The 17,345-nt window shown below is 63.0% G+C and carries 21 protein-coding genes; 7 read left to right on the top strand and 14 right to left on the bottom strand.

Annotation, left to right across the window (positions count from 1 at the left end):
- Positions 1 to 266: 266 nt before the first annotated feature.
- Positions 267 to 788, bottom strand: a complete 522-nt coding sequence (locus BM083_RS15815) for an HAD family hydrolase (protein ID WP_089870457.1) — start codon at positions 786 to 788, stop codon at positions 267 to 269.
- A gap of 122 nt (positions 789 to 910) precedes the next feature.
- Here BM083_RS15815 and BM083_RS23420 point away from each other — a divergent pair, with 122 nt between their 5' ends.
- On the top strand, positions 911 to 1,054 hold the full coding sequence (locus BM083_RS23420; RefSeq protein ID WP_009367035.1) for a hypothetical protein: 144 nt from the start codon (positions 911 to 913) through the stop codon (positions 1,052 to 1,054).
- Between the two features lie 74 nt (positions 1,055 to 1,128).
- On the opposite strand, the gene BM083_RS15810 is transcribed toward BM083_RS23420, so the two are convergent.
- The 9 genes from BM083_RS15810 to rio1 form a co-directional block, all read right to left on the bottom strand.
- Positions 1,129 to 1,704 (bottom strand): FxLYD domain-containing protein, encoded by a 576-nt coding sequence (locus tag BM083_RS15810; RefSeq protein WP_089870456.1) that lies wholly within the window; start codon positions 1,702 to 1,704, stop codon positions 1,129 to 1,131.
- 246 nt (positions 1,705 to 1,950) lie between these two features.
- The gene (gene thsA / locus BM083_RS15805; protein ID WP_089870454.1) at positions 1,951 to 3,609 is read right to left on the bottom strand and encodes a thermosome subunit alpha; all 1,659 of its coding nucleotides are present in this window, start codon (positions 3,607 to 3,609) and stop codon (positions 1,951 to 1,953) included.
- A gap of 207 nt (positions 3,610 to 3,816) precedes the next feature.
- A complete protein-coding gene (locus BM083_RS15800) occupies positions 3,817 to 4,272 on the bottom strand; it encodes an MOSC domain-containing protein (RefSeq protein ID WP_009367031.1) in 456 nt (151 codons plus the stop codon).
- 98 nt (positions 4,273 to 4,370) lie between these two features.
- Positions 4,371 to 4,922, bottom strand: a complete 552-nt coding sequence (locus BM083_RS15795) for a KH domain-containing protein (protein WP_089870549.1) — start codon at positions 4,920 to 4,922, stop codon at positions 4,371 to 4,373.
- A 102-nt stretch (positions 4,923 to 5,024) separates the two neighbouring features.
- The gene (locus tag BM083_RS15790) at positions 5,025 to 6,191 is read right to left on the bottom strand and encodes a tryptophan--tRNA ligase (protein ID WP_089870452.1); all 1,167 of its coding nucleotides are present in this window, start codon (positions 6,189 to 6,191) and stop codon (positions 5,025 to 5,027) included.
- Between the two features lie 242 nt (positions 6,192 to 6,433).
- Positions 6,434 to 6,736, bottom strand: a complete 303-nt coding sequence (locus BM083_RS15785) for a hypothetical protein (RefSeq protein WP_089870450.1) — start codon at positions 6,734 to 6,736, stop codon at positions 6,434 to 6,436.
- 34 nt (positions 6,737 to 6,770) lie between these two features.
- Positions 6,771 to 8,102 carry an MFS transporter gene (locus BM083_RS15780; RefSeq protein ID WP_089870448.1) on the bottom strand — a complete coding sequence of 444 codons (1,332 nt, stop codon included), beginning with the start codon at positions 8,100 to 8,102 and terminating at the stop codon, positions 6,771 to 6,773.
- A 105-nt stretch (positions 8,103 to 8,207) separates the two neighbouring features.
- Positions 8,208 to 9,050, bottom strand: a complete 843-nt coding sequence (locus BM083_RS15775; protein ID WP_089870445.1) for an ArsR/SmtB family transcription factor — start codon at positions 9,048 to 9,050, stop codon at positions 8,208 to 8,210.
- A gap of 50 nt (positions 9,051 to 9,100) precedes the next feature.
- Entirely contained in the window at positions 9,101 to 9,958 is an 858-nt protein-coding gene (gene rio1, locus BM083_RS15770) for a serine/threonine-protein kinase Rio1 (RefSeq protein WP_089870443.1), read from the bottom strand.
- 142 nt (positions 9,959 to 10,100) lie between these two features.
- Here rio1 and BM083_RS23415 point away from each other — a divergent pair, with 142 nt between their 5' ends.
- Complete coding sequence (locus BM083_RS23415) at positions 10,101 to 10,262, top strand: hypothetical protein (RefSeq protein WP_177197661.1); 162 nt, start codon at positions 10,101 to 10,103, stop codon at positions 10,260 to 10,262.
- Between the two features lie 42 nt (positions 10,263 to 10,304).
- On the opposite strand, the gene eif1A is transcribed toward BM083_RS23415, so the two are convergent.
- Positions 10,305 to 10,589: a translation initiation factor eIF-1A gene (gene eif1A / locus BM083_RS15765; protein ID WP_089870441.1), complete on the bottom strand. Its 285-nt coding sequence runs from the start codon at positions 10,587 to 10,589 to the stop codon at positions 10,305 to 10,307.
- Positions 10,590 to 10,746: 157 nt separating this feature from the next.
- On the opposite strand from eif1A, the gene BM083_RS15760 reads away from it, so the two are divergent.
- The gene (locus BM083_RS15760) at positions 10,747 to 11,535 is read left to right on the top strand and encodes an SDR family NAD(P)-dependent oxidoreductase (RefSeq protein WP_177197660.1); all 789 of its coding nucleotides are present in this window, start codon (positions 10,747 to 10,749) and stop codon (positions 11,533 to 11,535) included.
- Between the two features lie 52 nt (positions 11,536 to 11,587).
- Entirely contained in the window at positions 11,588 to 11,767 is a 180-nt protein-coding gene (locus tag BM083_RS15755) for a DUF7470 family protein (RefSeq protein WP_009367020.1), read from the top strand.
- Positions 11,768 to 11,795: 28 nt separating this feature from the next.
- Here BM083_RS15755 and BM083_RS15750 read toward each other — a convergent pair whose 3' ends face one another.
- Positions 11,796 to 12,788 carry a tyrosine--tRNA ligase gene (locus BM083_RS15750; protein WP_089870437.1) on the bottom strand — a complete coding sequence of 331 codons (993 nt, stop codon included), beginning with the start codon at positions 12,786 to 12,788 and terminating at the stop codon, positions 11,796 to 11,798.
- Between the two features lie 262 nt (positions 12,789 to 13,050).
- Positions 13,051 to 13,371 (bottom strand): hypothetical protein, encoded by a 321-nt coding sequence (locus tag BM083_RS22870; RefSeq protein ID WP_143085748.1) that lies wholly within the window; start codon positions 13,369 to 13,371, stop codon positions 13,051 to 13,053.
- A gap of 833 nt (positions 13,372 to 14,204) precedes the next feature.
- Between BM083_RS22870 and BM083_RS15740 the strand changes: the two genes are divergently transcribed.
- Positions 14,205 to 15,293, top strand: a complete 1,089-nt coding sequence (locus BM083_RS15740) for a DNA primase large subunit PriL (protein WP_089870433.1) — start codon at positions 14,205 to 14,207, stop codon at positions 15,291 to 15,293.
- Here the strand turns inward: BM083_RS15740 and BM083_RS15735 are convergent.
- The gene (locus BM083_RS15735; protein WP_009367017.1) at positions 15,290 to 15,484 is read right to left on the bottom strand and encodes a DUF7472 family protein; all 195 of its coding nucleotides are present in this window, start codon (positions 15,482 to 15,484) and stop codon (positions 15,290 to 15,292) included. The two genes, BM083_RS15740 and BM083_RS15735, sit on opposite strands and share 4 nt — an antisense overlap.
- 169 nt (positions 15,485 to 15,653) lie before the next feature.
- Here BM083_RS15735 and BM083_RS15730 point away from each other — a divergent pair, with 169 nt between their 5' ends.
- Positions 15,654 to 16,340: an SWIM zinc finger family protein gene (locus BM083_RS15730; RefSeq protein WP_089870430.1), complete on the top strand. Its 687-nt coding sequence runs from the start codon at positions 15,654 to 15,656 to the stop codon at positions 16,338 to 16,340.
- An 8-nt stretch (positions 16,341 to 16,348) separates the two neighbouring features.
- The gene (locus BM083_RS15725) at positions 16,349 to 17,245 is read left to right on the top strand and encodes an alpha/beta fold hydrolase (protein WP_089870428.1); all 897 of its coding nucleotides are present in this window, start codon (positions 16,349 to 16,351) and stop codon (positions 17,243 to 17,245) included.
- Positions 17,246 to 17,345 lie beyond the last annotated feature (100 nt).

The raw sequence follows: 17,345 nt of genomic DNA, 5'->3' as shown, positions 1-17,345 counted from the left end.
CTCTGCGAACGACAGTGAGCAGGAAGCGACAGCCATGGGATTGGTATGAGACCGAGGTTCTGCGCTGAAAGCGCAGGTTCTCGGGCGTGGTTCAAATCCCATCGTGCTCGTTCAGTCTCGTTTCACTCGACTTCTCTCGCACGATGTAGTCCCACTCGCTCACTGCGTTCGCTCGCGGGACTCCCATCGTGCTCGCTTCTGCGAGGAACGAACGTGACGAGCGGAGCGTGTTCAAAGTCCTTCCCGCACTCGTATCCGGTGACGACTCACACCCGCCGAAACGCCGTTCCCGCTCTCCGCGCCGTCACCGCGTCGCTGTCGGAGTCGCCGACGAACAGCGTCCGCTCGGGTTCTGTTCCTAACGCGTCGACGGCGGCGAGCAACGGTTCGGGGTGCGGTTTTCGCTCGTCGACCGAGTCGCGGCCGACGACGGCGACGACGTCTCGTGGGATGCCGTGAGTCTCCAGCGCCTCACGACACGCCGCTTCGCAGTTGAGCGAGCAGATTGCGACCGGAAGCGACGAGTCGACGAACTCGTCCATCGTCGCCAGACGGTCGGAGTCGCGGGCACCCTCGCACTCTGCCTCGGCGAGATACGGTTCGATTTCGTCGGCGACACCGGCGTCTTCGGCGACGGGGAGCAGGTCCAAGGCGTCGTCAGCGTCGCTCTCGATACCGTGTGTCCGGAGCACTGGTTTGATACGCTCCGCTGTCGCCTGCCAATCGACCGCGAGTCGAACTAACGTGCCGTCGAGGTCGTACACGACGGCGTCGTACGAGTCGTCCATCTATTCGTCTGTTTGACACGTCCGGCGATATCTCTTGTGACTCCAGTCCAGCATTCAAAGTCGACGCAGGGAACGGCTTCACGGCCACAGCACATTTGTGACTCTCCGTCGAACGTCGAGGTATGGCACGAAATGTCGGAGGCACGACGAGTGGTGCTAGCCTGCTCATCATCATCGGCGCGATCTTGCTCGTCTTCCCCGAACCGACGACGTCGGGGCTCGGATTGATTCTGTTGCTCATCGGTCTGCTCCTCTGGTTCCTCTGAGCGACTGAGAACACGCTGCTGTCATCCCACTTTTCGTTTCGACCGAACGAGACCACCGAGAGCGACGTCTGTCGTCAGTTCGCCGTCGTCGTCTCGTTCATCGCCGTCTCGTTCGTCGTCGCGTTCGACGTCTCCCCCGAGTTGCCCTCGGTCTGACCCGTCGCCCAGATGGTGTACTGGGTGAAGTCGATGTCTCCGTCGAAGACGACTTCGAAGTCCCACGTCGCGTCCGGTTCGAGCGTGTCGATGGACTCGCTGCTGTCGACTTCGAACCGGTCGAGCGTCTCCGCTTCGTCGTTCTCGGGGTTGACGTGAACGACGACCAGCGAGTACGTCTTGTCGCTGGTGTTCGTCACCGTCCCGCGGACACCCTCGTTCGACCCGTCTTGGAAGTACGAGTGCTCGGTGAGTTCCAGGTCGGCGTTCGACTCCGACCCGACGGACCCGCTGACGTCGCCTGCCGACGCAGTCGTCGACGACTCTCCCGTCGTCGTCTCGTTCTCGGCAACAGTGTCCGTCCCGTCTGCTGTCGTCGTCGCTTCTGTCGTCCCGTCGGACCCGTCCGACGAGTTCCCGGTACATCCGGCGACTGCCACTCCGACTACCGATGCGCCTGCGGTCTTGAGGAACGTGCGTCTGCTCTCGCTCATCGTGATACTCTGTCGTCATCTCCGCGCGGCTCACTGGAATGGCTTGGGGCCGGTTGCGGCGACAGAACGAACGGCGACGGTGTCGTCACTCGGCGTCGAGCGTCGAAAGAAGTCGGATTCGAATCGGCAAACGCGGGCCGACGGTCGAGAGTCGATACGGAAGCGGACTGGATGGTGGGTGTTAGTGGCTCAGCGCCACACCTCGCGGGCGCGCCCGCTCGGTTTAGAGGTTCTTTTGAACCTCTCTCACATCGCGCCGCCCATACCGCCCATGCCGCCCATACCGCCCATGCCGCCGCCCATTCCGCCGCCGGGCGGCATCTCGTCGTCGTCGTCGTCGGGGTCGATCTGACCGCCGGAGAGGTCACCTGCGGCGATGACGTCGTCGATGCGGAGGATCATGACGGCCGCCTCGGTGGCGCTCTCGATGGCCTGCGTCTTGACCCGGAGCGGTTCGACGACACCTTCGGACTCCATGTCGATGACGTCGCCCGTGTAGGCGTCGAGACCGGCACCGAACTCGCCGCCGTCGTGGCGCGAACGGAGGTCCACGAGGGAGTCGATGGGGTCGAGCCCAGCGTTCTCGGCCAGCGTGCGCGGGATGACTTCCAGCGCGTCGGCGAACGCCTCGATGGCGAGCTGCTCGCGCCCACCGACGGAGTCGGCGAAGTCGCGGAGTTCGAGGGCGAGTTCCGTCTCGGGTGCGCCGCCGCCGGGCAGGACTTTGCCGTCCTCCAGCGTCGTGCGGACCACGCCGAGCGAGTCGTCGATAGCGCGCTCGAGTTCGTCGACGACGTGCTGGGTGCCACCGCGGAGGAACAGGGTGACGGCCTTCGCGTCCTCGACGTCCTCGACGAAGATGCGCTCGTCGCCGCCGACGTCCTTCTGGGCGACGGAGCCAGCGAAGCCGAGGTCGTCGGCTTCGATGTCGTCGACGTTGGAGACGACACGTGCGCCCGTGGAGCGGGCGATGCGCTTGAGGTCGCTGTTCTTGACACGGCGAACGGCCAGGATACCCTCTTTGGCGAGGTAGTGCTGGGCCATGTCGTCGATGCCGTCACCGACGAAGACGGCGTCCACACCGGCCTCGACGAGCTTGTCGACCATCTCCTTCAGCTGTTTCTCCTCTTGGTCGAGGAACTGCTGAAGCTGGTCGGGGTCCGTGACGTTGACTTCCGCGTCGATTTCGGTCTCTTTGACTTCGAGTGCGCCGTCGAAGACGGCCACGTTGGCGTCCTCGACCATGTACGGCATGTTGTCGTCGACGCGCTCTTTGTCGATGACTGCGCCTTCGACGAGTTCGGAGTTGTCGATGGAGCCACCGACGACCTTCTCGACGGAGACGTTCTCGGTGTCGATACCGTCCTCGTCGGCGACGGCCAGCACGGCGTCGACGACGAGTTCGGCGAGCAGGTCTTTGGACGACTCCGCGCCCTTGCCGGTCATCGCCGTCGCGGCGATTTTGACGAGGGTCTCGCGGTCGTCTTCGGTGACGTCGATTGCTTTCGATTCGAGGACTTCCTTGGCTTTCTCGGCCGCCTGACGGTATCCCTGTGCGAGGGTCGTCGGGTGGATGTCCGAGTCGATGAGTTCCTCAGCCTGGTCGAGGAGTTCACCGGCGATGACGACGGCCGTCGTCGTCCCGTCGCCGACTTCGTCCTCCTGCGTCTCAGAGACTTCGACGATCATGTTCGCCGCCGGGTGGTCGATGTCCATCTCCTTGAGGATGGTCACGCCGTCGTTCGTGACGACGACGCCGCCCGACGAGTCGACGAGCATCTTGTCCATGCCTTTCGGGCCGAGTGTGGTCCGAACGGACTCGGCGACGGCCTTCCCAGCAGTGATGTTCATCGACTGTGCGTCTTTCCCGGAGGTGCGCTGGCTGTCCTCCGACAGTACAATCATCGGCTGATTACCCATTCGCTGAGCCATATTCACGCAATGATTGTCTGTGGTTCTATAAAAACTCTACGGTTCGGAATTCACAAAACCGCAAGACGTGAGTCACATGCCTGCTCGTGTCACACTCTCCCACAGGGCCGTATAAGTAGTACTCGTGACACGCTGGCCGGCGGACGTCGGCAGCGAAAGCGCGGTTTGACCACCGCGTTCTCAGTCGAGTGAGACGACGGCGTCGCCCGAACGAATCGTCCCGCCCTCGACGATTTCGGCGCGGAGTCCACCACGGTGGAGCAGCGCCTGCAACACGCCGTCTTCGGTCATCTGCTGGAGGTGGTTACACGGTTCACAGAGTTCGACACCGCGACAGACGGCGTCGCCCACGCGGAATCGCTCGCCGACGAGGTGGTTGAGCGCGACGTCGCGCGTCTCGACGTTACGGCGGTGTTCGCCGGGTGCGAGTTCGATACCCGACTCACGCCGAATCGCGTCGAGGGCTTCCCGCTCTATGAGCGTCACGTCGTCACCAGCGTCGGATGGCTGTTCTTTGCAGTGTCGGTCCCCACGGAGTCCACGACCCGCAAGCGCGTCGACTTCATCTCGTCGCTCGACTGTGCCGCCGGACGTCGCTGTGACGAACACGCCTTCGACCGCACCTTGGCCGTTCATATCCGTGCTACTGTGGCGAGAGACATGTAGCTATCCCGTGTCCGTGTCGAGGCGCTACTGCACAGAAGTGCGGCGAGACAGAGAGACGAGACGCGACGTCAGAAGTCTTCGGTAGAGCCCGAGAGTTGGGCACCGCGAGAGAGTTCGTTGTGCTTCCGTTCGAGGTAGGAGTAGACCGCTCCGTGGGGCGCTCCGTCGAGAATCATCCCGACGGCGCGGCGGACCGTCTCGACCTCTTCTGGCTGGCCGATGATGCCGAGCGTCGACCCGTAGATGACGACGTGGGCACCCGACAGCTCCTCCATCAGTTGGCGGGTCCGACCGTTCTCGCCGATGAGTCGACCCTTCTGGCGCTTCATGTCGTTTTTGTTTCGCGTGGCCTCACCGATGTCGATGAGGTCGAACATCCGCATGTCGTTGTCGAGCAGCGAGAGGGCGACCTCGGGCTTGAACCCGCGGCCGATGGCCCGGACGATGTCCGGGGCGGCGAGTCCCGTGACAGGGTCGCCGACGGAGTCGATAGCGACGGACCCGCTCTCGGAGTCGATGTCGAGCCGAACCTCGGCCCGACTCTCGATCTCCCGCATGGTCTCGCCGCCGTCACCGATGACGACACCGATGCGGTCCTGCGGAACCTTCACGTGTTGCATGAACTGGGATATCCGTTCGAGCGGTTTAAGCGTTTGTTCGTCGTCGCTCTGTGGGAGAAACCGACACACGCGGATGCCGTCTCGCGGTGTCGTTCGTCGGCGCTACTCTCGGTCAGATTCGCCGCCGAAGACGTCTGGTCGCACCCGTGCTCGTTCCGCTTCGGTCAGTCGATACGGTTCGACGACGTCGGCGATTGGACCCTCGGGTCGTCGCCGCTGGTGCCCTTCGAGGAAGTCGGCGATGCGGTCGGCGGCGTACGCTTTCAACTCGCCCGAGAGCAACTCACCCGAGCGATAGTCCGCGGCCAGTCGGTCCAACGTCTCGTCGCTCTCCTCGAAGAAGTACGCGAGGAGTTGGTAGGCGACGTCGACGGTCGGATCACCGCCGTGTTCGCGGTGTGCGTCTACGTCGTCTCGGCCGCCGGAGTAGGCGTGTCGCTGGACTTTCTCGCGAACCGTCTCGCGGTCGTCCGAGAGCAGGATGCCGGGCGCGTCGTCGCTGGTCGACATCTTCCCGCCGCCACCGCCCAGTCGGGGCAGGAACCGCGAGAGCAGCGCGGCGGGTTTCTCCACGTCGTGTCGCTGCTTCGCGGCGATGTCGCGACAGACCCGGACGTGCGGGTCTTGGTCGACAGCGATGGGAACGAGCGTCGGGTGGCGGCCGTGGACCAGTTGCGGGAGCAGGAGGTGCGTCGCCTGCACCGCCGGGTAGAATCCCAGACCGACGTTCGGCGGCGTCCCGTACGTCGCCTCGACGGCGGCGGGCGTGAGTTCTTTCGCCAACTCGGCGGCGACGGGATACACCACGTCCGCGTCGGCGGTGTCGACGACGAGTCTCGTGCGCTCGGGGTCGAACCCGACGGCGAGGATGTCGCGGACGTTCTGCCGGGTGTACTCGTGAATCTCGTCGAACGTCAGGTCCTTCGAGAAGTACTTCTCGTCGTCAGAGAGCGGGATGTAGACGTACGCGCCGAGTTCGTCTTGGAGGTACTTCGCGAAGTAGAAGGGGTAGACGTGTCCGAGATGCATCGGCCCGGAGGGACCCCGACCAGTCACGACCGAGACGGTCTCACCACGAGCCGCGGCGGCGGTGAACCGGTCGACGTCGCGGCCGGCGTAGAACACGCGACGGCGGAGCAGTCGGTGGGTCGGGTGGGGGAAGTTCTGTAGCTGTTCGTCGGTCAGTCGGTCGGCACCGAACTGGTCGAGGAGGCGGTCGTAGTCGACGTCGCCTTCGACGGTGTACGGTGTGACGGTGAAGTCGTCCATCTGTCGAGTGTTTGAATACGTGTCGCTGGTGGTCGTGTGCTGTACTCGATTCGCACAGACGAGAGAACGAAGTGAGCATCCGCGACCGGAGACGCCGGGTTACGCCACGGCGTCGACGACCGAGAGACTGTCCGCTCCCACGGCGTGCGGCCACCAGCGCCAGCAGATGGAGTCGGGAGCGGACTGCATCACGCTCTCCTACCGACCCACTACAAAAAAATGCTTCGTCGGGCTTCGTCGGGTTATGCCGGGTGGACTTCCAAGTCCAGACCACCGTTGCGCTCGAAGCGCGTGTAGGGAACGTCGAAGGTGAAGGCGGCGTCTGCGCTCGCACCCTCCGACAGTTCGAACTGCTCGGACTGGTCGACCTCTCGCTCGTTCTTCCCTTTCCCTGCGGTCACACTGGCGATGAGCGTGACCGTCGCCGCCTCGTCACTCTCGTTTCGGAGCGTCGCTGTGACGACGAGGTTCCCCTCGTCGTCGGACTCGTAGTCGAACTCGGAAACTTTCACGCTGTTGGACATGAACGTGGTAACGGTCGACACATCCCTAAGCGCTCTGGCCACGTCCGGAGACTGTTCACTCCGCGGACGCCCGCTGCAGCGTCTCTAGCTCTTCCGTTCGCGGCAGTCGACGAAGCGACGGAATCGCGGCGATGTAGACGGCGACGAACAGCAGTCCCAGACCCCCACCGGCGACGACGTACGTCGCACTCGTCGCGTCTGCGACCACGCCACCGGCCGCCGACCCGAGCGGCATCGCGACGGTGGAGATGCTCCCGATTGCGGCCATCACTCGACCCAGCAAGTCGTCGGGGACGAGCGTCTGAAACATCGTGACGACGATGACGTTAGAGATGCCGACCGGAACGAGCGCCAGTGCGAGGAGGGCCGCCGTCGACGGGAGCGACGACGACCACACCGCCGCTAGCCAGAGACTCCCCGAGAGCGCGTACAGCGTCACCGTCAACCGGCCGAGTGGGTAGTCTTCGAACCGCGACGCGACGAGCGCCCCGACGAGCATCCCGCCGGCGATGGCGGCCATGAGAACCCCGTACGTCTCCGGGCCACCGCGGGCGTCGGCGAAGGCAGGCATCGTCGCCCACACGCCGCCGAGCGTCCCGTTGGCGACGACGCTGGTCACGAGCAGTGGCAGGAGGATGGTGCCACGCACGAACGAGAGACCGGCCCGCAGGTCGGCGAGGTAGGAAGAATCCGCTCCGCCGTCGGCGACTGCTGCCGTCCGCTCTCCCGTCTCCGAGTCGCTCCCCACCGAATCTCCTCCCTCTGACTCCTCCGTCTCCGAACTGCTCGCTCCGCGCGACGCGGGCACACGCAGACCGAGAAACAGGATGGCTGCGACGACGAACGTGACGGAGTCGACGAGATAGAGCGTCACCGCGCCGACGACGGCGACCAGAACACCTGCGAGCGCGTTGAACGCCATATCCACGCCCTGATACGCCAACGAGAGCAACGAGTTCGCCGAGACGAGGTCCTCTTGTTCGACGATTCGAGGGAGCGCGGCGTTCTGTGCCGGATAGACGAACTGGTTGAGCAACGAGACGACCGGCATCACGGTCAGGACGACCCAGACGGAGAGCGCATCGAGGAGGAACGCCGCCGGAATCACGAGCACGAGCACGGCCTGTACGACCTGCGTTCCGACGAGGATTCGGCGGAGTGGCCAGCGGTCGACGAGTGGGCCGACGAACACCTGCAAGGCCTGCGGCCCCATCGTCAAGAGTCCCGCGAGACCCGTGTACGCCGACGACCCGGTGAGGTCGTAGACTAACCACATCGCCGCGATGGCGTAGACGCTGTCCCCGGCGTTCGTCACCAGTCGCCCGAAGACGAGTCGCCGGAGGTTCGGGTTCCGAACGAGGACGCTGTCACGAAACGGAATCTGCATACTCGTCGATGGAGCGACGACCGGATAACTGTCTGCAGAATGACGGTTCTGTAACTGGTTCGGCAGAAGGTCTCTTCTGTCTTCCCAGTGTCATTTGTCGGCGTCTCACGTCACGTCGACGACGGAGAACGCCTCATCGACGACGAGTGTGCGTTCGTCACCGTCGAGTCGGAACGTCACGGCCGCACGGAACGGGTCGGTCGTAACCGTCGTCTCCGCGTCGTGGAGGAGCGTGAGTTCCCAGATGGGCGTCTCGCGGACGCCGACACCGTGTTCACGGGCGAAGGCGACGAGGTCCGGATGGTCGAGCAGTGCTGCGGCCACGTCCGAGTGAAGCGTCTGTCCGCATCGCTCGCAGGTGAACGTCACGACGGTGTAGTCCGTACGGTCCCACAGTTCCGACTCGCCGACCTGCGCACTCGTCGGCCCCGAGCAGTTCGGACAGAACCCCGACTTCGTCCACTCAGACTGCCGACGGATGTACCGCTCGAAGACCCGCGGCAACGTCTCGTCGTCACGCCCGGCAAAGATACCCGGCGGAACGCCGGTCTTGAGCATGTCGTGACCCTCGTCGCAGGAGACGGAGGCGATTTCGTCTTCGTACCGGTAGGTGAGCGCCGCGCCGCACTCCAGACACGGCCCGTCGACGGGAATCGGTTCGGCGTCGTCGGCTTGGTCGTACGTCCCTTCGAGCAGTGCCCCGATGACGCGCCGTCCGGCGAACCGAAGTTCGTAGCCCTCGTCGGTTTTGCGGACGAACCGCTCGTCGAGTTTCTTCAGGTGGTAGTTGAACCGGCCGCTGTCGCGGACGCCGACCCGCTCTCTGAGGTCGCCGAACGAGAGGGGGTCCTCGGCGTCCCACAACGTTCGGAGGATAGCGAGTCGCGTGTCGTCGCCGAGGAGGGAGAAGGCTTCGACGGCGCGGTCGGTTGCGGAGGCGTCGACCATAGGAAAGCCGACACGACGGGGTGACTTCGACCTGTCGCCGTCTTTTCTCCTTAGTTGTCTGGTTCGACGTCGGTCACGTAGTCGTACAGTTCGTCGCCGTCCACGTCGATACCTTGGCGGGTGAAGAAACTCGCGACGTTCGTACAGTCCCGTTGGAGGAACTCGTTTGCGTTCGGGTGGTGAATCGTCACGGCCTGTCCGAGGTCGATGACGACGAGTTCGCCCTCGTGGATGATGAGGTTGTACTCGCTGAGGTCACCGTGAATGAGGCCGGCGCTGTAGAGGCGACGCATGTACTCGCGGACGACTTCGAAGGCTGTCTCGGGGTTCTCGACGTTCACCTCCGAGAGGCGACGCGCCCGGTCTTCGACCAGTCCGACGAGTTCCATCACGAGGACGTTTCGCTCGACGGCGATGGGTTCGGGGACGCGGACGCCGGCTTTGCGGGCGCGTTCGAGGTTGGCGAACTCCTTGCGCACCCACGCGAGGACGATTTTCCCCTTGTCGTTGCCGATGCCCTCGAACCGTGGGTCGCCTTCGAGGTAGTTGCGCATCTGCCGGAAGTTCGAGGCGTTGATGCGGTAGATTTTGACCGCGACGTCGGTGTCGTCGTCTCCGAGTGCCTCGTAGACGTTCGCCTCCTTTCCCGTGGAAATCGGCCCCCCGAAGGCCTCGATGTACCCGTCTTGAACGAGTTTGTAGATGGCGGCGAACGTCGCGTCGTCGAACACCGACTGTTCGACCTTGAACTGGTCGGCGTCCTTGATGCGCTTTCTGAACTCGCTGAACTTTCTGTCGCGCTTTCGCGCGATACGGTCGGCTTCGGTGTCGGAGACGTCTATCTCCTCCCACTCGTCGCCGAACCCCTCGGCTTCCTCTGGCTCGATTAGCTCGAACTCCCCTGTCATCTACGAGTGACTACGGACTCCGGCCTGAAAAGGGGTGCAGGTGTGTCGCGTGGCGCTGACGGCCGAAACAGTCCGCAACGGTCGGCGACGATTCTCGCGGTTTATTCTCTGTTCGCACCGACTCCGTACGAGGTGCTCACACATGGGAGTCATCGACAAAGCACGCGGCCTGTTCAGCAGTGGCGAGAAACGAACCTTGTACCAGTGTAACGCCTGTATGGAGACGTTCGTCCCACAGGAGGAGAAGCCGATGAGTGAACTGCGCTGTCCGATCTGTAACGACCCGAACGTCCGCGAGCGATAGCGGCCGTTCGGCGGTCGACTGCTTCGAAACCGAGCCTCTTCGTCAGTGAATGTGGCCTTCCTCGCGGAGTTGTTCGGCTTCGTCGCGTTCGTAGCGCCACTCGACGTCGGCCTTCTCGTCTTGCCAGTCCCACGGTTCGACGAGGACGACGTCGTCCTCGCGAATCCAGACACGCTTCTGCATCCGACCAGGGATACGAGCGGTTCGCTCCGTCCCGTCTGCACACCGGACCTGTACACGGTTGGCTCCGAGCATCTCGGTCACGACGGCGAACACCTCGTCGTCGTCGGGCATTCGAAGGTCTCGACGCTGTGTGGACTCGCTCATGGTGGGACGTTCGTGACTCCGGACGGTTATGTCTTGCTGCCGCCACCGAGCACCAGTCGGTTCGTCGCCCCCGCGCGTTCTTCGGCCCGCTTCGACTCCGGACTGACTATCGTAACTCGCCAGCGAGGTGATATCTCTCGAACGCATCTCTAGAGAGATGACCGAATTCGAGACGTCACGAGTCGTCGTCCTCACGGGTGCGAACGAAGGTATCGGCTACGGAATGCTCACGACTCTCCTCGAAGACGGCTATCGAGTCGCCGCCCTCGACGTCGACGGCGAACACGTCCGACCACTGCAGGAGGCGTCTCCCGACCGAGTCCGATTCTACGACTGTGACGTGACCGTCGACGGCGACGTCGAGACGGCGATTGCCGACGTCCTCGACCGATGGGGAGCGGTCGATATTCTCGTCAACAACGCTGCGATACTGGACTTCGGGTTCTTCGAGGAGCAGACGCTCGCGGACACGAAGCGTACCTTCGAGGTGAACTACTTCGGCTACCTCCGAACGATTCGCGCCGTCTTACCACACATGCTGGCCCGGAACGAGGGGCGCATCCACAACGTCAGTTCCGGCGTCGGCCTCGTCGGTAACCCCGGTCTCACCGGATACGCTTCGACGAAAGGTGCTATCGAGTCGTTCACCCGTTCGCTTCGACTGGAACTCCAGCACACGAACGTCTCGTGTAGCGTGATGCATCCTCGACTGGCGAAGACCCGTTCGGCCACCGCACTCGACTACCCGGCGTCCGCGATGAGCGACCCCACGGACGTGGGCCGCAAGCTAGCCCGACAGGTCGAATCGACGGACCGCGTCGTCATGGCCGACTGGTTCACGAGAGTCGGTCTCGCCGTCGCTCGACTGTTCCCGTACTTGGTGAAGAGAGGAACAGAGCGGTTCGTCGTCGAACACGAGTCGAGGACACGAGAACGCGCCAGATAGCCGCTCTCGGAGAAGCGGCAGGTTTACTCCGTGCGCTCGTCACCTCCCGTCTATGCTCGACAAACTCGGTACGACCGGTATTCTCGGCGTCGTCCTCCTGCTCGTCGGTATCGCCGTCGTCGCCTACAAAGCGCCCATCGTCGCCGTCGGCATCGCCCTCGCACTCGTCGGTCTCGGCCTCGTCGCGAAGGGACTCGTCAGTAACGTGATGTCGATGTTCGGGATGGCCTGAGAGGAGAGAACGAAAGAGAGCGAGTCGACTACTTCTGCGCTCGAATCTTCTCGCGGCCCGGCGCGATGAGTTCGTCGAGGTACGACGCCAGCGCCGTCTTGGCGTCCATCGGGTGGAGTTCGCCCGATTCGAGTTCGGCTTCCAGCGACGCGTAGTCGTCGTAGGTCAGGTTACCGCCGTACTTCTCGGGACGCTCGACGACGACCTGTTCGAAGCGCGGGAAGACGTGGTACTCGAAGATTTGGAGCACCGGGTTCTCGCGTTCGGTACCGTCGTCGGCAGGGTCGGGGTTCGCCGTCGGCGGGCAGAACGCGGCGTTGACTTTCTCTTCGATGTCCTTCGTGGAGTCCTCCATCGAGATGGTCGTCCCCGTTGACGAGGACATCTTCCCGGCACCCGACGAGAGGTCGGCGATGAGCGGCGTGTGCATGCACGTCGGCGCGTCCTCGTCGATGGCCGGAAGCACGTCGCGGGCGAGCATGTGGACCTTCCGCTGTTCCATCCCACCGATAGCGAGGTCCACGTCGAGGTAGACGATGTCGAGCGCCTGCATCAGCGGGTAGACCGCCTGTGACACCTTCACCGAGTCGCCGCCCTTTATCTCGGCCATCGCTCGCTCGGCGCGGGAGAGCGTCGTGTTGAGTTCCAGCGCGTGCAGGTCGAGGACGTACTCGCGGTCGAACTGGAACTCCGACCCGAGGACGAACTCGGTCTGCTCCTCGTCGAGTCCGTAGGCGAGGAACTGCGCTTTCATCCGCTCTGCCGTGTCGCGAATCTCCTCGAACGACCCCTTATCGTTGAGGTAGGCGTGGACGTCGGCGAGGAGGACCGTGACGTCCATCCCGGCGTCCTGCAGTTCCATGAGTTTCGTCGCCGTCAGCATGTGGCCGATGTGGAGGACGCCCGAAGGTTCGTAGCCCACGTACGCTCGCTTTCCGTCGGGTGATTCGGCTAGCGCACGGACCTCGTCCTCGGTGACCACCTCGGAGACGTTCCGAGTGATCTGTTCGTAGGCGTCCATACTCGTGTGAAACTCGGGGGACGGGATATGACTTCTGGATGTGTGTGAAGCGTTTCGGTCGCCTCTGCGGGGTGGAGTCACTCTCGTCCTTCGCTCGAGGCTCTCAGTGGGTCGGTCGCTCAGTTCGGGGGACTGCATCTAACCTGTCTACATGGGGTCAGATTTAGCGTGCTGAATAGAGAGGGTGTATCTTGCATTCCTGTTGAGATTTATACGCAGATGCTCAAGAGTGAGCTATCCAATTTGAGCCTGCTAACAAATTTCAATTCCGAACAATATCAGTAGCAAAAGAGGCAAGAGGAGTAATTGCTAGCGCAATTCCACCGACAATCTGGATGTACCCGAGCGGTGGGCTTGTAGAGAGACCAATTACGAACATTAGAATGCCCGAACAGCTCATTACTACTGGCAATATCGCCTGTTTGACTTTCAACGTTAAAGCGGAACCAACGCTGACAACAACTCCGAGAGCTAAAAATAACGTCTGTGACAGTGTATACCCGTAGAATGCGGTGATAGCTCCGACGATAATGAGTCCTATGAGTGACCAGTTAACCCTTCTTGAGTCGAAATTAACGTCCATCTTCTTATTGTTTGTTCTTTAGATGTTGAATTTCTATGGATTCAGGATGTCATAGCTGTGACCTAAATACCGTGCCACACTTGCGCGCTGAGTTCAGCACGGCCACAGACATCTTCCTGAATGCTATCAGAACTCGCGTACAACACACGGGGGTGTACGCAACACGAGTTGGAGCGCTCACAGAGCCAAGACCGTTTGTTACAGCGTGGTACTCCCTTTGGGTACTGTCGTCCAGCACCGGTTTCGAGGGTTTTCGGACGAGACAAATGGTGTCTCCGAGCAGATCGGTCTGTACGCGAGACGGTAGACGAAATCGTCGTGACTAACGAAGAATCCAGATGGAATCGACATCTCGTGCTCCCGGCGGTCGTAATACGGTAGCTTCTCGAGCACATCTGCGACAGTCTTGTACTCTTTCCGATTCAATCGGAAGTCCATCACTCCCTGCGGATTTTCTTGCCTTACGCGGTCAAGCGCTCGTTGTATCAACGGTGCTTCGTCGAGTCTCTCGTCAGAAGCGGGGACAACGTCTGGGACTTCGGACGAAGACAGATGCATGACTGTGAGGACGCCACCATCGATACCCTCGAGATTGAGGCAGCCACTCAACGCAGTTACCGAACCGAGGCTCAGTGTCGCAAGTAGTGACCGTCTATTCACTCTACTGACTCTATTTTGTGGTCAACTTATCATTTCGGTGTCTGCATTACCCTAACCGACTTGCGGCCTCTATTCAACACGGCCACAGAACTGTCTCTCCGAACTGACTATTTACACAGACAGTCTCCGGTCAATCGTCGTGTTTATCCTCCGGGATTCGAAACCTGCGAGCAATGAATCCGCTCCACGCCCGGTACCCCTTCTTCGACGGTGCGCGTGAGGCGGTCGAAGCGTCCGGCGTCGCGTTGCCGACGCTCATCGCCGACGACGCACCGGCCGTCGCCCGCGGCCGCGAACGGGTCGAACGGGCGTTGCTCTCGGGGACGACGGAGTCGGAGACGCCCCGCGAGTGGAGCACGCAGGACGAACTGCTCTCCTACCCCATCGCTCGTATCCTCGTCTCGCTCATCGACGCCCCGGCCGCGGTTCGGAAGTACGCCGCCGCCGAGGCGGCGACTGCCGCCGACCACTTCGCCGAGGACTTCTCGTCCACCGACGACGGACTCAAGAGTACGAACCAACGAACGGTGTCACTCGACGACGTGCTTCGGGAGTTCGACCTCGCCGACGACGTCATCGCCGAACCGCCCGAACGCGGCCGCGACCCGGACTGGTTCCGCGTCGCACTCGGGTCGTATCTCACGCTCTCGAACGCCGACTGGGGCGACGGCTGGCGACTCGTCAACCGCGAAGTCGTCGACGGCGCGGTTCGCGTCGAACGCGCCGACCTCACCCGCCTCCTTCGTGAGGCGGTCGAACGCCGCGTCGCCGACGGCCTCCCGTTTCAGGTCCGCGGCACCGCCGGCGGCGACGCCATCGCCGACTCACTGGAGTCAGAAATCGGGACGCTCAGAGACCTCTTGGCCGACCGCCGCGACGTCCGCCAGATAGACACCGTCGCGCCGGACCTGTTCCCGCCCTGTATGTCGCATCTGCTCGACCGAGTCCGCCGCGACAACGAACTCGACGCTCACTCGACGTTCGCGCTCACTGCCTTCCTCACCGGAATCGGGATGGACACCGACGAAGTCGTGCAGTTCTACCGCGACACGACGCTCGACGAGGAGACGATTCGCTACCAGACGGAGTATCTCCGCGACGACACCGGGGCACAGTTCGCCGCGCCGACGTGTGCGACGATGCAGGCCTACGGCGACTGTGTGAACAAAGACGAGCGGTGCGAGACCATCGCACACCCGATGAGTTACTACGAGAAGGCGCTCGACGAAGCCGACGACGTTCGAGAGTGGCGGGAAGCCTAGGGCGAGAGGAAGAAGCCGACGACGGCCATCACGAGCACGAATAGGACGATAGCGCCGACGAGGGCGAGACCACCCACTCCCGTGAGTGCGGGACCGTAGACGGCGCCGATTGCGACGATGAGTGCGATAAAGAAGCCGACTGCGACGACGGAGACGATGATTTCCTTGAGCGTCTCCCCTTCGATAGCCATGTCCGGCCGTTTCCGCGGACGTAGTAAAAGGACTTCGGAACTGGCCCCTCTGTCGAACACCGGGAAACTGTCGAATTCGATGGTTTCAGACCCTCGACCGAAGTCTTAGGTGTCTCCGGCCCCTATCTCTGTCGACGGCGAGGCAGCAGCCTCGTGAGTCCCTGAAACTATGACGCATCCAGCACACACACCAGCGTCACCGCACTCGAACACCCGACCGACCCTTCCGGCCGACGGCTTCACCGGCCGAGCACTCCGTGCTCGCGTCGAACCGATGCTCGTCCGAGCGCTCCGTGACGACCGATACGTCGTCGAGACAGACCACGGCACCTACGTCGTGGACCTCGACGAACGGACCTGTACCTGCCCCGACCACGCGATTCGCGGCGCACGCTGCAAACATCTCCGCCGCGTCGCCATCGAGGTCAACGAAGGCCGTGTCCCCCCGCCCGGCAAACGGAGCGCCGTCTGCGCCGTCTGTGGCGACCGGACGTTCGTTCCCGTCGCCGAACGCGGCCCACAGCTCTGTGACCGCCACGACTTCGACCCCGGCGAGTTCGCTCGCGACCGAGAGACGGGCAGCGTCGTCGTCGTCGTCGGCGTCACCGACCAGCGAGCGGACGAGTACGAGACCGCAGAGGGTCGAACCGTCGCCGACTACGAGACGAACGACGACTACGGCGTCCACGAACCAGTCGTGGAGGCCGCCTACCTCGAATCGCTTCGCACTCCCGACGGTACAATCGACCTCTCGGGCGTGAAACGCTACGGATTCCCTGCCTCTCGGCTTCAGCGCCTCGGACGAAGTCACCCCCGCGTGGCCGTATCAGTGACGGGTACCGCGCTCGAAGCCTGATCCAGTTCATGTCCACCCCTGCGCTCGACCGGCCCGAGTGGCTCGACACCGACCGCTATCCCTTCGCGTCGAACTACCTCGACTTGCCCGAGGGCCGTCTCCACTACGTCGACGAGGGCGACGGCGACCCCCTCGTGTTCCTCCACGGCAACCCGACGTGGTCGTTCCTCTACCGACACCTCGTCTCCGGCCTCTCCGACGGCTACCGCTGTATCGCGCCCGACTACCTCGGGTTCGGTCTCTCCGACAAGCCGGAGGACTTCTCGTACCGCCCCGAGGACCACGCTCGCGTCGTCGCTCGCTTCCTCGACGAACTCGAACTGACAGACGTGACGCTCGTCGTGCAGGACTGGGGCGGTCCCATCGGCCTCGACTACGCGACGCGCCACCCCGAGAACGTCCGGGCACTCGTCGTGCTGAACACGTGGATGTGGCCGGTCGAACACGACCGGCGCACGCGTCTGTTCAGTCGCGCGTTCGACAACCCGGTCGGCAAACGCCTCGTCACGCGACACAACGGCTTCGCCCGCTGGGTGATGCCGCTCGTCTACGGCGACCGCTCGAAACTGACGCCCGAGATTCACCGCCACTACCTCGAACCGCTGTCGACGCCGACCGAACGTCTCGGGTCGTGGCTGTTCCCCCGCGAGATTCTCGGGTCGAGCGAGTGGCTTCGGGCACTCTGGAGTCGCCGCGAGGCCATCGCCGACACGCCCGTCTGTCTGCTCTGGGGGACGCAGGACCCGGCGTTCGGGCCGGACTTCCTCCGGCGCTGGCAGCGACTGTTCCCCGATGCGCCGACCGTCGCGTACGACGACGCGGGACACTATCTCCAAGAGGAGAAGGGGCCGGAACTCGCCACCGAGATACGGTCGTTCCTGTTGTCGCTGGACGAGTCGGGGTAGTTCGGACTCGTCCTCTAGAAAACGACGTGTGACCGACGGACGTGTCTGCATCGGCGTGTCCTCCTCTGTTCGTTTTCCACGGTGACGATAACTACGATTG

The organism is Halogranum rubrum, from assembly GCF_900114455.1.
Taxonomy (GTDB): domain Archaea; phylum Halobacteriota; class Halobacteria; order Halobacteriales; family Haloferacaceae; genus Halogranum; species Halogranum rubrum.
The sequence above is the reverse complement of the archived record's forward strand: the minus strand, read 5'-3'. Positions and strand labels throughout refer to the sequence as shown.

Bases quoted from the DNA above. Each gene is read 5' to 3' on its own strand.
- BM083_RS15775 (WP_089870445.1), bottom strand. From the start codon at position 9,050: ATGGTCGACGCCTCCGCAACCGACCGCGCCGTCGAAGCCTTCTCCCTC.
- BM083_RS15800 (WP_009367031.1), bottom strand. From the start codon at position 4,272: ATGAACGGCCAAGGTGCGGTCGAAGGCGTGTTCGTCACAGCGACGTCC.
- BM083_RS15740 (WP_089870433.1), top strand. From the start codon at position 14,205: ATGAATCCGCTCCACGCCCGGTACCCCTTCTTCGACGGTGCGCGTGAG.
- thsA (WP_089870454.1), bottom strand. From the start codon at position 3,609: ATGATTGTACTGTCGGAGGACAGCCAGCGCACCTCCGGGAAAGACGCA.
- eif1A (WP_089870441.1), bottom strand. From the start codon at position 10,589: ATGAGCGAGTCCACACAGCGTCGAGACCTTCGAATGCCCGACGACGAC.
- BM083_RS23415 (WP_177197661.1), top strand. From the start codon at position 10,101: ATGGGAGTCATCGACAAAGCACGCGGCCTGTTCAGCAGTGGCGAGAAA.
- BM083_RS15750 (WP_089870437.1), bottom strand. From the start codon at position 12,788: ATGGACGCCTACGAACAGATCACTCGGAACGTCTCCGAGGTGGTCACC.
- BM083_RS23420 (WP_009367035.1), top strand. From the start codon at position 911: ATGGCACGAAATGTCGGAGGCACGACGAGTGGTGCTAGCCTGCTCATC.
- BM083_RS15760 (WP_177197660.1), top strand. From the start codon at position 10,747: ATGACCGAATTCGAGACGTCACGAGTCGTCGTCCTCACGGGTGCGAAC.
- BM083_RS15795 (WP_089870549.1), bottom strand. From the start codon at position 4,922: ATGCAACACGTGAAGGTTCCGCAGGACCGCATCGGTGTCGTCATCGGT.
- BM083_RS15815 (WP_089870457.1), bottom strand. From the start codon at position 788: ATGGACGACTCGTACGACGCCGTCGTGTACGACCTCGACGGCACGTTA.
- BM083_RS15790 (WP_089870452.1), bottom strand. From the start codon at position 6,191: ATGGACGACTTCACCGTCACACCGTACACCGTCGAAGGCGACGTCGAC.
- BM083_RS15780 (WP_089870448.1), bottom strand. From the start codon at position 8,102: ATGCAGATTCCGTTTCGTGACAGCGTCCTCGTTCGGAACCCGAACCTC.
- BM083_RS15810 (WP_089870456.1), bottom strand. From the start codon at position 1,704: ATGAGCGAGAGCAGACGCACGTTCCTCAAGACCGCAGGCGCATCGGTA.
- BM083_RS22870 (WP_143085748.1), bottom strand. From the start codon at position 13,371: ATGGACGTTAATTTCGACTCAAGAAGGGTTAACTGGTCACTCATAGGA.
- BM083_RS15735 (WP_009367017.1), bottom strand. From the start codon at position 15,484: ATGGCTATCGAAGGGGAGACGCTCAAGGAAATCATCGTCTCCGTCGTC.
- BM083_RS15725 (WP_089870428.1), top strand. From the start codon at position 16,349: ATGTCCACCCCTGCGCTCGACCGGCCCGAGTGGCTCGACACCGACCGC.
- rio1 (WP_089870443.1), bottom strand. From the start codon at position 9,958: ATGACAGGGGAGTTCGAGCTAATCGAGCCAGAGGAAGCCGAGGGGTTC.
- BM083_RS15755 (WP_009367020.1), top strand. From the start codon at position 11,588: ATGCTCGACAAACTCGGTACGACCGGTATTCTCGGCGTCGTCCTCCTG.
- BM083_RS15730 (WP_089870430.1), top strand. From the start codon at position 15,654: ATGACGCATCCAGCACACACACCAGCGTCACCGCACTCGAACACCCGA.